Origin of the sequence: Paracoccus sp. MBLB3053 (genome assembly GCF_031822435.1) — a bacterium.
In the GTDB taxonomy this organism is placed as follows: domain Bacteria; phylum Pseudomonadota; class Alphaproteobacteria; order Rhodobacterales; family Rhodobacteraceae; genus Paracoccus; species Paracoccus aurantius.
On record NZ_JAVQLW010000001.1, the window covers coordinates 2,295,984 to 2,308,514 of the forward strand.

19 protein-coding genes and 1 tRNA gene are annotated in these 12,531 nt (G+C 61.3%); 12 read left to right on the top strand and 8 right to left on the bottom strand.

What is annotated here, in order from left to right; all coding sequences use genetic code 11:
* Nucleotides 1-54: 54 nt before the first annotated feature.
* A tRNA-Ile gene (locus RGQ15_RS11460) sits at nucleotides 55-130 on the top strand.
* A 64-nt stretch (nucleotides 131-194) separates the two neighbouring features.
* Here RGQ15_RS11460 and RGQ15_RS11465 read toward each other — a convergent pair.
* The 8 genes from RGQ15_RS11465 to RGQ15_RS11500 all read right to left on the bottom strand — a co-directional run bounded on the left by RGQ15_RS11465 (nucleotide 195) and on the right by RGQ15_RS11500 (nucleotide 4,716).
* Nucleotides 195-1,271 carry a tyrosine-type recombinase/integrase gene (locus tag RGQ15_RS11465; RefSeq protein WP_311160356.1) on the bottom strand — a complete coding sequence of 359 codons (1,077 nt, stop codon included), beginning with the start codon at nucleotides 1,269-1,271 and terminating at the stop codon, nucleotides 195-197.
* A gap of 1 nt (nucleotide 1,272) precedes the next feature.
* Nucleotides 1,273-1,461 carry a hypothetical protein gene (locus RGQ15_RS11470; RefSeq protein WP_311160358.1) on the bottom strand — a complete coding sequence of 63 codons (189 nt, stop codon included), beginning with the start codon at nucleotides 1,459-1,461 and terminating at the stop codon, nucleotides 1,273-1,275.
* Nucleotides 1,461-1,634, bottom strand: a complete 174-nt coding sequence (locus tag RGQ15_RS11475) for a hypothetical protein (protein ID WP_311160359.1) — start codon at nucleotides 1,632-1,634, stop codon at nucleotides 1,461-1,463. Before RGQ15_RS11475 ends, RGQ15_RS11470 begins: the two co-directional genes overlap by 1 nt.
* Nucleotides 1,631-2,602, bottom strand: coding sequence for a phosphoadenosine phosphosulfate reductase family protein (locus RGQ15_RS11480; protein WP_311160360.1), 972 nt, complete (start codon nucleotides 2,600-2,602; stop codon nucleotides 1,631-1,633). Before RGQ15_RS11480 ends, RGQ15_RS11475 begins: the two co-directional genes overlap by 4 nt.
* On the bottom strand, nucleotides 2,599-2,910 hold the full coding sequence (locus RGQ15_RS11485) for a hypothetical protein (RefSeq protein WP_311160361.1): 312 nt from the start codon (nucleotides 2,908-2,910) through the stop codon (nucleotides 2,599-2,601). Before RGQ15_RS11485 ends, RGQ15_RS11480 begins: the two co-directional genes overlap by 4 nt.
* Complete coding sequence (locus RGQ15_RS11490) at nucleotides 2,907-3,197, bottom strand: hypothetical protein (protein ID WP_311160362.1); 291 nt, start codon at nucleotides 3,195-3,197, stop codon at nucleotides 2,907-2,909. The genes RGQ15_RS11485 and RGQ15_RS11490 overlap by 4 nt, the downstream gene beginning before the upstream one ends.
* Before the next feature lie 186 nt (nucleotides 3,198-3,383).
* Complete coding sequence (locus RGQ15_RS11495) at nucleotides 3,384-3,593, bottom strand: hypothetical protein (RefSeq protein ID WP_311160363.1); 210 nt, start codon at nucleotides 3,591-3,593, stop codon at nucleotides 3,384-3,386.
* Nucleotides 3,594-4,008: 415 nt separating this feature from the next.
* Nucleotides 4,009-4,716, bottom strand: a complete 708-nt coding sequence (locus tag RGQ15_RS11500) for a hypothetical protein (protein ID WP_311160364.1) — start codon at nucleotides 4,714-4,716, stop codon at nucleotides 4,009-4,011.
* A 142-nt stretch (nucleotides 4,717-4,858) separates the two neighbouring features.
* On the opposite strand from RGQ15_RS11500, the gene RGQ15_RS11505 reads away from it, so the two are divergent.
* The 11 genes from RGQ15_RS11505 (at nucleotide 4,859) to RGQ15_RS11555 (ending at nucleotide 12,523) form a co-directional block, all read left to right on the top strand.
* The gene (locus RGQ15_RS11505) at nucleotides 4,859-5,047 is read left to right on the top strand and encodes a hypothetical protein (RefSeq protein WP_311160365.1); all 189 of its coding nucleotides are present in this window, start codon (nucleotides 4,859-4,861) and stop codon (nucleotides 5,045-5,047) included.
* Nucleotides 5,044-5,184: a hypothetical protein gene (locus tag RGQ15_RS11510; protein ID WP_311160366.1), complete on the top strand. Its 141-nt coding sequence runs from the start codon at nucleotides 5,044-5,046 to the stop codon at nucleotides 5,182-5,184. Before RGQ15_RS11505 ends, RGQ15_RS11510 begins: the two co-directional genes overlap by 4 nt.
* A 270-nt stretch (nucleotides 5,185-5,454) precedes the next feature.
* Complete coding sequence (locus tag RGQ15_RS11515; protein WP_311160367.1) at nucleotides 5,455-5,877, top strand: hypothetical protein; 423 nt, start codon at nucleotides 5,455-5,457, stop codon at nucleotides 5,875-5,877.
* Nucleotides 5,878-5,938: 61 nt separating this feature from the next.
* Complete coding sequence (locus RGQ15_RS11520; RefSeq protein WP_311160368.1) at nucleotides 5,939-6,187, top strand: hypothetical protein; 249 nt, start codon at nucleotides 5,939-5,941, stop codon at nucleotides 6,185-6,187.
* The gene (locus RGQ15_RS11525; protein WP_311160369.1) at nucleotides 6,180-6,497 is read left to right on the top strand and encodes a hypothetical protein; all 318 of its coding nucleotides are present in this window, start codon (nucleotides 6,180-6,182) and stop codon (nucleotides 6,495-6,497) included. The genes RGQ15_RS11520 and RGQ15_RS11525 overlap by 8 nt, the downstream gene beginning before the upstream one ends.
* A complete protein-coding gene (locus RGQ15_RS11530) occupies nucleotides 6,494-6,790 on the top strand; it encodes a hypothetical protein (RefSeq protein WP_311160370.1) in 297 nt (98 codons plus the stop codon). The genes RGQ15_RS11525 and RGQ15_RS11530 overlap by 4 nt, the downstream gene beginning before the upstream one ends.
* Nucleotides 6,787-7,920 carry a DUF7146 domain-containing protein gene (locus RGQ15_RS11535; RefSeq protein WP_311160371.1) on the top strand — a complete coding sequence of 378 codons (1,134 nt, stop codon included), beginning with the start codon at nucleotides 6,787-6,789 and terminating at the stop codon, nucleotides 7,918-7,920. The genes RGQ15_RS11530 and RGQ15_RS11535 overlap by 4 nt, the downstream gene beginning before the upstream one ends.
* The gene (locus tag RGQ15_RS11540; protein WP_311160372.1) at nucleotides 7,917-9,752 is read left to right on the top strand and encodes a DNA primase family protein; all 1,836 of its coding nucleotides are present in this window, start codon (nucleotides 7,917-7,919) and stop codon (nucleotides 9,750-9,752) included. Before RGQ15_RS11535 ends, RGQ15_RS11540 begins: the two co-directional genes overlap by 4 nt.
* A gap of 355 nt (nucleotides 9,753-10,107) precedes the next feature.
* On the top strand, nucleotides 10,108-10,794 hold the full coding sequence (locus RGQ15_RS11545; RefSeq protein ID WP_311160373.1) for a hypothetical protein: 687 nt from the start codon (nucleotides 10,108-10,110) through the stop codon (nucleotides 10,792-10,794).
* Between the two features lie 214 nt (nucleotides 10,795-11,008).
* Entirely contained in the window at nucleotides 11,009-11,731 is a 723-nt protein-coding gene (locus tag RGQ15_RS11550; RefSeq protein WP_311160374.1) for a hypothetical protein, read from the top strand.
* A 102-nt stretch (nucleotides 11,732-11,833) separates the two neighbouring features.
* Nucleotides 11,834-12,523, top strand: coding sequence for a terminase small subunit (locus RGQ15_RS11555; RefSeq protein ID WP_311160375.1), 690 nt, complete (start codon nucleotides 11,834-11,836; stop codon nucleotides 12,521-12,523).
* Nucleotides 12,524-12,531: the final 8 nt, after the last annotated feature.

Sequence of the window (12,531 nt, forward strand, 5' to 3'; positions counted from 1 at the left end):
GCTGGGGGTTGCGTCTTGACGGGCCGGGGCATGCTGCCATAGGTCAGTGTCGGCGGGCGTGTAGCTCAACGGTTAGAGCAGGGCGCTCATAACGCCTTGGTTGGGGGTTCGAATCCCTCCGCGCCTACCAGTATCCCGCGTTTGCCCAGCAATTGCTGACGAAAGTGTCCCGCAAATTAGGGCTGCGGGACACCTTACCAATCCAGGGCCGCCAAAATCTGCATCGCATCGCCCGCCATGGCCCGGCGCTGCGCCCCTTTCGTGTAGATCTCCGACGTCTTCGCCTGGGAGTGCGCCATGATCGCCATGATCTGGTGCTGACTGCATCCAGCCTCGGCCAGGAGCTCGGCAACAGCCTTGCGGATGCCATGAGACGACTTGCCGACGACGCCTGCGGCCGCGCACCACTTCTGTATCCGATTGCGCAGGCTTTCCGGCGTCGCGAAAGGCTTCCCGTAGTCTGTGAGCAGATAGGATGTTCCGACGATCTTCACCGCGCGGGTGGCCGCGAAGAGCGGGGGGAGCATCGGAATCGTTACCAGGGCCGATCCCTTCTTTCGAGGTTGCCATTCGAGCCAGGTTTGCCCGCTGCGCTGTATCTCGCAATCGCGACCAAGCCAGATCGCATCCCCAATTCGGCAAGCAGTGAACATTTGCAACGTCAGCCAAAGGTGGGCCGTGGTTCCGCGCGGGTGTTTCGCCTTGAAGCGCTTCAGGTCGTCGGCGGTCCACGGTTTTGCACCGCCTCGGGGCTGGTGGATTTTGGCGACGCCCTCGGCGGGGTTGTGCGAGATTTCCGACCGCTCGATTGCCCATGCATACATCGCGCGGCATGACTTCATAAGGTTGTCGGCCTCGCCCGGCGTAGCTGACCATGCGTCTCTCACGCGCACGAAGGCGGCTTGCGGCGCATCCATGGACAGATCGCCATAGCGGCCGTCCTCGTCGACATAATCGCAAAGACGGCGAAGCATCGAGCGCCGCTGCTTGAGGGTGAGGGGTGACGCGAGCTTGGCTTGGACGAGCCTTTCGAGGTTGTCCAAATAGCCCTTGGCCAGCCAATCCAGAGATTTGCGCACGGGTTCCGGTCTGACATCGGGACGCCAGTCTGCGCCCGCGCGTGCGGCGTGGTAGTAATTCGCGAAATCTCGGTCATCTGGCCCGACGGGGATAGAGACGCGCCGGGTTTTGTGGCCCTCGACGCGGACGCGATACCGCAGCGCCCCGTTGCGATGTTTTTCAATGAGTAGGCCGGGATAGTTCACGCGCATTTCAGCTGATCTTCGACCACTGTTTCGGCCCTTTAGCCTGCGCGGGTTCGGCAGGTTTGTCCATCTCTGGCGCCGTGATGATGATCCGCCCTTCTGGCGTGACCTCCATTCTACCCACGGCCAGGCCAGCACCTTGCCACGCGGCAAGTGCGCGGCGCATCGCAGCATCAGTCGCCCTGGGTGCGCCCATCACTCGACCTCCCTCTGCGTGAAGCCGACGAAGTGGTGATTGCTGCCATCCTCGGCTGCCAGCAGGTTGACCAAGGTTGCGTTGTGACCGAGAGCTTCGAAAGCGCGGTGCATGACGCCCGACGACTCGCACAGGACGTCGGCTCGAAGCGGCTGTGGAGAATGAAAAGTCATTCGCAAAGCCCATAATGAGATGAACAGGATAGGCCATCGACCTCTTGGTCGATGATCCAGGAGAATTGCTTGCCGCCCCGATCCGTGCGCGCCCATTCCGCGACAGCATGGGCGCGGGGATATTGCTCACCTCCCCGATGGCCGGTGACGCCGCTGCGCGCCATTGATGCGCCTTCCGGCGTTGTGTCGCCGGCGAAAAACGTCGCGGCGCCGCGCTTCGACGCCTCGGCGCAGATCGCCTCCCATTCCGCGATGCGGTCGAAAGCCTCGGGGAACCGCGTGGCAATTGCGCGTAGCTCAGGTTTGCTGGCGTTGATGCAGGGGAAGCAGCCGACACGCGACATACCTTGAAGATAAAGCGGATTCGGCTCGAGGCCGCAGGCGGCTGCATAGCTGAACACATTCCCAGCCGACCAATGGATCAGCGGGCGATAGAACCGCATGATGTGCAGTCCGGGAGTCCGCACCGTCTGCCACATGGGCGAATTGCGGCGCGCGAGGCTTTCGGCCCGGCGAACGCCAAGCCATTGAATGACTGGCCCGGCGCAGCGCGCAGGCTCGATCACCTGCGATCCGATGACCTCGGATTTCAAGAACTCGGTGCAGAACTGCGCCCGGCGCGACGGGAAGCGGCCCTTCCACATGCATAGATCGAGAAACGGGATCCCGGTCGGATGCAGTACGGCAAGGGCGCGCTCGATCACATCGGCGGGTACGCCATGCTCGGGCCATTTGGCAGCGACAAAAGCGCGCTTCTTCGCCATGCGCTCGGTGAAGTCGGCCTTGAACATCTCGACAGTCGGCCCGCCCGTGCGCTCGCCCAGCGACAAGGCATAGGCGATGGTGTCGGGATGCTCATTGCCGGTGTCGGCCATGACCGCGCGGAAAGGCACGCCCCGCTCCAGCGCGAGCAGGTAAGTCGCGGTGCTGTCCTTGCCGCCGCTGATATTGACGATGTGGTTCGTCACACCGCTTCTTCCCGACCCGACAGATGTCGATCAATAAACCGACGCGCCTCAACCACCGGCACAGTCGCGGTGGGTGTGGTGGCGGGCTCAATTGCGTCGGCCTGCGATAGGGTGGCCAACACCTCGTCCAATGCGGCGTTGTGGGCCTCGTCCTCGATGCTGAGCGGGTGGCCATGGGCATGTCGGCGCAGACGCTTGATCTGGATGGCGATGCCGTCCTGGTGCCTTCTGGGGGCTAGGTGCGCTTCGCCCTGCCACGAAACATATGGGCTGATCTGAACTGTGATGATCCGGGTTGATGCGTTCATGAGAATCGAACTCCCGTGATGCGGGTGGCGCCGGGATCGGCCTCGGCGCAGAACTGCCACTGTCCATCACCGTCGATGAAGTTCGGATCGGCCTGGCGGATCCAGAGCGACTGGACTTCGAACTCCTCGAGCGCGAGAGCATCCTCGCCGAGGCCAGCGTAATAGCTCGCAGCCTCGGCGATCCTCTCGGCCGTGATGGTCTGCGGCGGGACTTCGCCCCAGGCGAAGCATGCCTGCGGATAGCCATCGGCATCCGTGAAGAATTCCAATCGATGCGCAGTGTTCATGCGGTCTCTCCAGACTTCTGGGATCGATTGTCCCTGTTCGAGCAGCCCGGGCAGCTCAGGCACTTCTGGGCTCATCCCGTTGATTGAAAATGCCCCCGGCTCAGAAGATGGCCGGGGGCCAGTGGATCCGGCGGGACAGTCAGATGCCGGATCGAGCATGAAGGCATGTGGGGTTCGGGCGCCGGGCTATCGGCCCGGGCCCGCCAGATTGGCCGCGCGGTGGCGCTGCGTGACCCTTATTCCGTGCTGAGAGGCGAGGATGAGGAAGGCAAGCCGACGGAAGGTCTCGGGCAGCGTCGCGGCCAGATTGGGATCGCAAATAACGGCGCGCGCATCGGCGATGGCACGTGGTGTGGCGGGAAGGGATGTCGTCTGGGGTAGTGAATGGGTCTGCATCTCGAGCTCCATCCAAGGGTTGAGGATGGGATCAAGTTGTGTCAGTAAATCTGAAATGTCAATTAGCACATGTCAGAAAACATGAAATATTGATCTGAGAAAGATCATGCCTCTCGGCCTGGCACGAGAGCGCGAGGTTTTCAAAGTCGCTTTAGGGGAAGAATCGCTGATGGCCCTTATTGGAAAGACCAAAGGCGATCAAGCCATTGGCCTGGCCAGGCTCACGGGCGGTCGCCCGTGGCCGTCGGCAATGACAGGTTGCTGAGGTTGGATCGCTTATTCGTCGCAGAAGTTGACGCGCCTCATGGTCAGTTCACTGACCCGCGGCCTCAATCACTTTTCCTATATTGTTGTCCAGGAGGACGGATGTCCAAGTTTATGCATTTGATTGCCCGCATCGCAAAGCGCCGCGGAGTCAACTTGAACTTTCTCTTTGATCCCATTCATTTTTTGCGACTTCTAACGCTGGAAATAACTTCTCTTGCACATCGCCTGGGAGCTGGGAGAAATCGCCGTTCATGATGAAGTTAAAGTCTATCCGGTGCGATCGGTAAAGGTACTTCATCACGTCCCGATTGGGGTATGTCGAGCCTGAAAGGGCATTGCTCAGGACGGTCCGCGATATCTTCGCGGCCCGCGCGAATTCTTGAAGCTGAGGGATCCCAGTGGCCAGGAATGCCGCGCGCAGGCGTATAGCAGTTGCGGCCAGCCCCATGTCGTTCAGGTGGGCAAGCTTGGTTTTCGTCTCTATGTCCATGCCGGCATTATCGCTTGACTTCAGAATTTGTGAATTGCGGGTCGTCTGAACCTTGACGCGCCAGAAAATCTGACGCAGCTTGTCGGCATGGATCAGACTATCCCCCCCTCTGTCTCTTCGATCTGTAAGGCTCTTGGCCGGCGTGAGATTGCCACGGCGATCGGCGTCCGTGTCACGGCCGTCAGTAATGCTGTGACCGACGGTTGTTTTTCGGCCCGTTGGTTCGACGTCATCGAGCGCATGTGCCTGGACGCGGGTATCGACTGCCCCCGGCACCTGTTCTCGTTCGTCGGAAGAGATGGTGGGGTTGCGTCTGGAGCCAGTCAACCGACCGCGCAGACGGTCCCAAATCCCGAGATTTCCCATGTCCCAACCTCACAGCACTCGTGAACGGAAGTCAGCTTCCCACGGCCTAGGCCAAATGTCCCGTGAAAGGGCGTTTGACAGAAGGCGCTCGGCCCCGGCGATCCGCCGCGGTCATATCCATGCCATCAACCGTGATGCGTTCATGCGACGCTGGTCACACCTGATGATCGCCAGTTTTGGCTCGCGCGAGGAATGCGCCGTGCATTTCGGCGTCACCTTCCAGACCGCCTGCAACTGGTTCGACGGTATGTGTCGCCCCTATGGCGACATCGTCGATTACGCGGTCGAAACCCTGCCGCGCTACGCCGAGATCATGCGGGGCCGGTCATGAGAAAACCTGAACCCGAAATGCTTCTCGGCGCCCGGTTCGTTCGAAACTCCGAGCCCAATGACGAGAACGAAAGGCTGATCAAGCACCTGAGTGCCGGTCAGCCGATGGCGATCCGCTTTCTGGAGGTCGATTCGTGATCTGCGGGCTTTCAGGATGCCCGGGGCGGGGGAGTGGTGGGGCGGCACGGCCTGACCGCGAGTAACCCGCTGCGATTCTGTCCGCTTCGGGCGAAGCGAAGGGAAGCGGAATCGTGGAATCCTGCGGCTGGCCCGGCCGAGAGCCGTTCTGCCGACGGCGGGGCAAAAATATCACCGGCCTCCTCCTCCGTTCGGGCCGGTGATGAGGGCGCGGCGCCTCCTCCCATCTTGCCGCCGCGCCCAACCGTTTCGCGAAACCTGGGAGAGCACATGGAACATGTCTTGAATCTATCAAAAGCCAGGCGCGCAGGGACGCAGACACTACCGGGGCTTTCCCTTCAACTTCTTCTCGGCTTGCGCAGCGAGTTCCAGAAGACGACGGCCGAGATCTGCGGCCTGAGGCGCGCTTATCGCGAACTGGTAAATCTGATTCTCGGGAACCAGCCCGTCGGCGGTCGACCAGCTTTCGTGAAAGAGGCGGACTATGACGGCAAGGCCCTGGTCGCCTTCTCCAAGGGCGTTGGAAAAGCTGTCCACCGAAATGGCCACCGGGCTCTCGTCGTGGACATCGACGATCAATCCATTTCGCACCGTAAACACGCGGCACTCCAATATCTTACAAAGTTTCGCTCTGCGATCAGACAGGGCCGGATCACCAGAAAATGCGAGGTCGGCAATGAATATTCAGCGTAATTGTGACATTTCGGCCTTGCCAGTCGGAGGACTGGCATCGGTCCGCGCCAGGTTCGGGATGATGGCCCTAGGGTATGGGGCAAAGGCCGACATGGTCAACCCTGACGCGATAGACCGTGTCGGAGCTCTCGTCTTCCAGACCTTCGGCGCGGGTCATGAGCTGACACGCGAAATGGATCACTTCATCGACACGGTGATGTCTGCGGCTGGCCGTCCAGAAGTCTGGAGCGAGGCCGGCGACCGGCTGCTGCGCGCGGTCGAACGCACGACCTGGTCGGGAGCAGAGAAGCGGGCGGATCTCGATGGCTGAGCGGCAGAGGCTTTCGCCCCATGATCATGCCCTGATCCATGCGCTTGCGCTTTTGTCGCGGCCCGAGCTGAGGGACCGCAGCAAGATCGGCATGATCGTCGGAATGATCCAGGACGTCTTGCCCCGGGTCTCACGCCAGGTCGAGCGGCTTCGCCCGCTGATCGTGCTGGCCGAACAGTTTGCCAGCCAGAAGCAGGGCCCGCTGGGCGATTTCGGCGGCCTGCATGACCGCGCCCGGAGCATCATGAACGACTGGGATGGTCGGCGTCTCGCCGATGCCTGGGACGTGGTCACCGGGAAGACGGAATGATGGACAGGATTTCCCATCCCGATCTTACCTCGGTGCAGCGCCTGGTGCTGCGCCATCTCGACAGCCTCGAGGAGGGGTTTGGCCCCGCGGCGGATCTGGTGATCGTCGAAGAGCTTTGCCGCGGTATCCCGGTCGAGGCGATTGCGAAGCGGATTGGCGGCAGCAGCCATGACGTCGTCGCACGCTGGTATCAGATGCTTTTCCCCGCGATTACCACCGACATGGGCGTCCTGAAGATCGATGGCCGTCGGGATCTGCTGGTTGCCGTGCGCAGAAGGGCAGGCACGGCATGAAGGGCGACGATCACCGCCTGGAAGAGGCCAAGGCCATGCCGATCGCCGATATCGTCGCACGGCTGGAACTGGCGGGACTGGTTCGGACCGGTGGCGAGCTGGTCGGTCCTTGCCCGCAATGCGGTGGCCGGGATCGCTTCGGGGTGAACCTGCGGACCGGCATGTTCCAGTGCCGCAAGGAATGTGGGCCCAATGCCAAGGGCGATCAGATCGCACTGGTGCAACATGTCATGGGCATGGATTTCCGGGCGGCGCTCGAATGGCTCTGCGGTCCGGCCGAAGGTCTGAGCGATGCCGAGCGCGCCGAACGCCGGCGCAAATCCGAAGCGAACCGGCGCAAGCAGGATGATATCGCCCGCAAGCAGCGCGAAAGCTCGATCAGCTCGGCGCGTGACATCTGGTTCGCGGCGCAGCCCGCCGAGGGCACGGCCGTGCGCGATTACCTGGCGCTGCGGGGCATCGATCCCGATCTCTATCCGCGTCTGCCGCAATGCGTCCGTTTCGATCCGGCCGCGCGCTACACCATTCCGGCCGAACGCCCGGGGCAATGGGAGGTCATTCATACCGGACCGGCGATGATCTGCGCCGTGGTCGATGCCGGCAACCGGGTGACCGCGGTGCATCGGACCTGGCTCGATCTGGGCCAGCCCAAGGGCAAGCTGGTCCTGCCCGACCCGAGAAAGGCGGGCGAAACGCTGCCAGCCAAGAAGGTACTGGGATCGAAGAAGGGCGGGGCCATTCGGTTCCTGACCCCGAAGGGAAGCGACACCATGATCATGGCCGAGGGGGTCGAGACGACCCTTTCCGCCCTGATCGCGGAAACCGCGCCGCAGGCCACGGCCTATTGGTGCGGGGTCGATCTGGGCAACATGGCCGGCCGCATGCAACGCGGCCCCGGCCTGAAATTCGCGGGACTGCCCGATCTCGACGATACCGATGCATGGTTGCCGCCCGAATGGGTGCGCCGGCTGATCTTCGTCCAGGACGGCGACAGCGATCCCAAGCTGACGACCGCAAAACTCAAGGCCGGCCTGCGCCGCGCCATGATCAAACGACCCGGTTTGCGCGGGTCCATCGTCCATGCCGGGGAGGGCAGGGACCTCAACGATATCCTGATGGGACAGCAATGAAAGATCATCATGAAACCGCTCTTGGCGAAGTGCGGTCTGTCATGGGCAACGCAGAAGAAGTCGATCTGCCCGATGATATGGCCAAGGAATTTGCGCTAGAGGAGGGCGGGGAACATTCCCCTGGAACCCCTTCCGATGATCCGATCGATGATCCTCTGGTGGAATGCGCGCAATACCAACTCAATGATCATGGCAATGGTCAGCGCTATGCCCGCCATTACCGAGACGAGCTGATCCACGTTCCTCGCTATGGGTGGCATCTGTGGACAGGGCAGCGATGGCAGAAGGACGAGGACGGCATCGAGGTCAGGAGGCGCGCCCAGAAGATCGGCGGGCTGATCTCGCAAGAGGTCCCGCACCTACGTCTTGAGGACTGGCAAATGCAGGTTCTCGAGGAAGGCGTTGGGTTACGTCGCCGCGAACGGGAACTGAGCCGTATCTTATCCGGCAATGGGGACGATGCAGAGGCTGCCCAACAGGAGCTGGACAGCATGGCCCCCAAGCTCGCGCGACTGGCTGGCATCGAAAAGGTGCTCCTGTCGGTTCGCAAGGATCATCACGGTTGGGCCAAGACATCCGGGAACACGACGCGAATCGACGCGCTCATCAAGGAAGCGGGCATCGACCTTGCCGTGCCTTTCGAACGGCTGAACTCAGCCCCCCTGGACGTATGTTGCGAGAATGGCGTGCTGCGGTTTTCAGTCAGCCCGGGTGATCCAGTGAATGGCATGAGTGCGATGGGCGACATGCAATTTGTCTCTCACTCAAGGGATCAGTTGATTACCAAGATGATGCCGGTGCCCTACGATCCGGCTGCGACGTGCCCTACATTTTTCAAGTTCATCTCCCGCGTTCTTCCCGATCCGGATGTCAGACGGTTCGTGCAGCGTTGGTTTGCCTTGAATACGACCGCCCTGACCGGAGACCAGAAATTGGTCTTCTTCTACGGCCTCGGTGCCAACGGGAAATCCGTGCTGGTCGACCTGATCGCGCGCATGTTTGGAGACTACGCCGCCACAGCGCGGATCGAAACGCTGACCGGCTCCACCAAGAAGGACGGTTCAGCCGCTACACCAGACCTGGTACCTCTCATGCTCGCCAGGATGGTGCGCACCTCCGAGCCCGAGGAGGGTGAGAAACTTCGCGAGGGGCTGATCAAGCAGCTCACCGGAGGCGAACCCATCAACGTTCGCCCGAACTTTGGTGAGCAGATCGAGGTGACGCCGAAGTTCAAGATCACGATCCAGGGGAACTACCGCCCTGAGGTTCGCGGTCGTGATGACGGTATCTGGCGACGGTTATTGATCGTGCCCTTCGACGTGACCATTCCACCGAAAGAGCGGGATCCAGATCTTGGGGCGAAGCTATGGGAAGAACGCTCCGGCATTCTGAACTGGCTCATCGAAGGTCTGATCGACTACCTGGAAGGTGGCCTGCAAGAGCCACAGGCCGTCCTGAGCGCGACGAACGAATACCGAGAGGAAAGCGATCCTATCGGGTTCTTCCTGGAATCCTGCTGCGACGTATCGGGGCAGCCAGAGGATAGCGAGACAGCCAAGGACCTCGCTCAGGCATTCCAGTTCTGGCAGGACGAGCAGGGTGGCAACGTCTGGCAGCAAGGCACGGTTCAGCGCCAGCTCAAGGACAAGATGCGGCGTTGGGTCAGTCCTAAAACGGGCCGGCAGTTCTCCGAGCGGAAGTCGAACGGCATCATGCGATATGACGGGATCCGCTTGCTCATCGATTTCGGTCACCGTTTCCGAACCGCACCACGCGACGCGAAAGGGCGGCCCATCGCTGGCCGCACCGGGGCTCAAGATGAGAGCCGGTAATCCCCGCACCCCCTACCCGAAGAAGCCTCAGGGAGTGTTTTTCCTCCCTGTAGGGAGGCAAGGGAGGTCATTCCTCCCCGTGTTTTCCTCCGAGGTTACAAGGGGTTCGGGGCCTCAGGGAGGACAGGGAGGAGGATTCGCCCCTACGCGTATGCGCGAGAATGAAAGGGGTCTGGGGCGCAGTCTGCCTCATATGTGCGTATCCGGTTTTCCCTCCCTATCCTCCCTGAACACATCAACCATATGAAATAAAACAATAATACTTGAAATCTATCCTCCCTGAACAATCCCTAGAGAATAAAAAATCCTCCCTATCCTCCCTGAAGAAACAGCGATCGAAACAATAGGCAGTGTGATGAATGATATGGGGCACAATATGTTGAATGAGGCGCAGTGGATTGGGCAGGGTGAGGCTGTTTCGTGGCCTGTTCGATCGGTTGTGCGCGGCTTGACCATCCAGCAGGCGCTGGAATGGGCGTTCGCCACAGAGTATGCCCGTCTGGATTTCGACCAGACAGGCGAGTTTTTCCGAGGCGGCGTCGATGCTCTTTGGATCTTGCAGCGCCAGCGCGAATTGGGCTGCCGAATTGACGGTGGCGGCACGAGTGAGCCACATGCGGATGCGCAAATCATCGCCTCGTTTGTCGAGCGGCTGCCGGTCGAATATGGTGGTCGTCAAATGGCAACCAGGATCGCAGAACTGGCGCGCGCGCGCCGAAGCCCAGACTGGGCCGTGGCTGAAGCTCGGAGATTCGTTCCCACCGGCTGGAAGATGACGGATGCTGGCGAATGGCTGGGTGAGACGCGGAAGCTGGCGCAGGTGACATTCAAGGACAAGAGGGGCAGGGTGAAGTCCTACCGTCCGGAGATTTGCCCGGTGAGCCTGACCGGATCGGGCGCGGTAATTGCCCAGAAACGCCGGGAATATCTCGCCTGGTACGGTGCTTTGATGTACCTTCTGTTCGATCTTTCCCGCTGCGCATTCAGCTCCATTCGCATCCTGGACGGACTTCCCGAAATGACGCCGTGGAAAAGTTCTTGACTTCCCCCTGCCTTCCTTGACATTTTGCAGTCACCACACGAGCGCCCGGAGGAAACATCCTCGCGGGCGCTTTTCGTTTCCAAGGTGCTTGCCCTCTGGCGTGTAGCAGCCACGTCGAGCTCACCGGATCAGCCGCTTGATGCGGCAGGATGAAGGGCCCATCTGATCCGGTCGATATTGCAATCGGGTTGACCGATCCATCGGCGAGGGCCGCATGCTCAGGATTTCGATTGATGATCGACAGCTGCAGGACAGCCTGAAGCAATTGGGCGAGAGGGACATCGCAATCGCGGCGACCTGGGCGCTGAATGATACCGCCCGGGATGTCCTCGAGCATGTTCAGCACCGCATGGATCAGGTCTTTGATCGTCCAACCCGGTTCACCAAGAACGCGTTCACCGTGAAAGGAGCCAAGCCGCGCGATCTCGAGGCGCAGGTGATGGAAAAGCCTTCGGTCGGGAAGCGCCATTACCTGAAGGTTCAGGAACACGGTGGCCGTCGAGGCAGGACCGGGCTGGAAGCGCTGCTCGATGCGCGGCTGGCTTACGACGGGATCATCACCGCGGTTGTGCCGGCAGGCGGGGCGAAGCTCGATGCGTCGGGCAACTGGTCGGCTGGTGAACGCAACCAGGCGCTATCGGCAGTTCAGGCCCAACGCGAGAAGTCATCGAATACGACCGCAAGTTCGCGCAAGCGCAACAAGCGGCGTGCCGGGTTCTTCGTGCCGCGCGAGGGATCAAGGCTGTCTGCCGGGGTCTGGAAGCGGAATGCGGATGGATCGATTGCCAAGATCCTGCACTTCACGCGGGCGATGCCCGTCTATGACGAGCGGCTCGGGTTCTTCGATGGGGCCGAAGAGGTCTTTCGGGACCGGCTGCCCGATCATCTGCGCAGGACGATCGCGAAAATGGTCGCCCGCCGCTCGGCCAAGGGCTGAAAATTTCGGCGGGTCCTTCCTGCCATTCGAACGTTCGGGGGTCATTCGCGCCCCGCTGCTCGCAAGTTTTTTCTGGCGCTGACGATCAGGGAGATGGGGTTGTTGTTGGGGTCTGAGTTGCCATCGCAGGATGTGGCGTCGGATCTGCTGGCGGTCGAAGTCGATGCCGAGCTGGCGGAGAAGCTGCGCCGTTTCCCACTTCCGGCCGGCGTTCTCGATGCCGACATGAACCAGGAAGAAATTGCCCAGGCGCTGAACACGACCGTCAACACGATCTCGAAATGGATCCGCGACGGCATGCCGGTAGCACAGGTCGGCGGCAATGGTCGTGCCTATGTCCTGCGGTTGTCCCATTGCTGGGCATGGCGGAATGCCCGGGAAGCAGACCTCGCCAGCCGGACCCGGCATAACGAGGCGCAGATCAGCCTGCTCAGGGCCGAGTTTCTCGGCGTCGATATCGACAACCCCGCCGCCACGCTTTCGGCGAAGGAAAGGCGCGAGCTGGCCGAGGCGGATATGCGCTGGTCCGAGGCGCAGCGTCGTCGCGGTCAGCTGGTCCCGCTCTCGGATGTTGTCGATCTGCTCGAAAGCATCGGGAAGATCGTCCGGGACGGGATCGAATCTATGCCCGACAGGATGGAGCGTGAGCTCGACCTCAGCCCTGCGGGAGTGGCCACTGTCGGGCGGATCGGTGCGGATATCCTGACAGCGATCTCCGATCGTATCGAGGAGGAAGAGTTGCAGGGGCGCGACCTGGCGGACATCGATCCGGGGGCGCGCCTCATGATTTGAAGGAGACG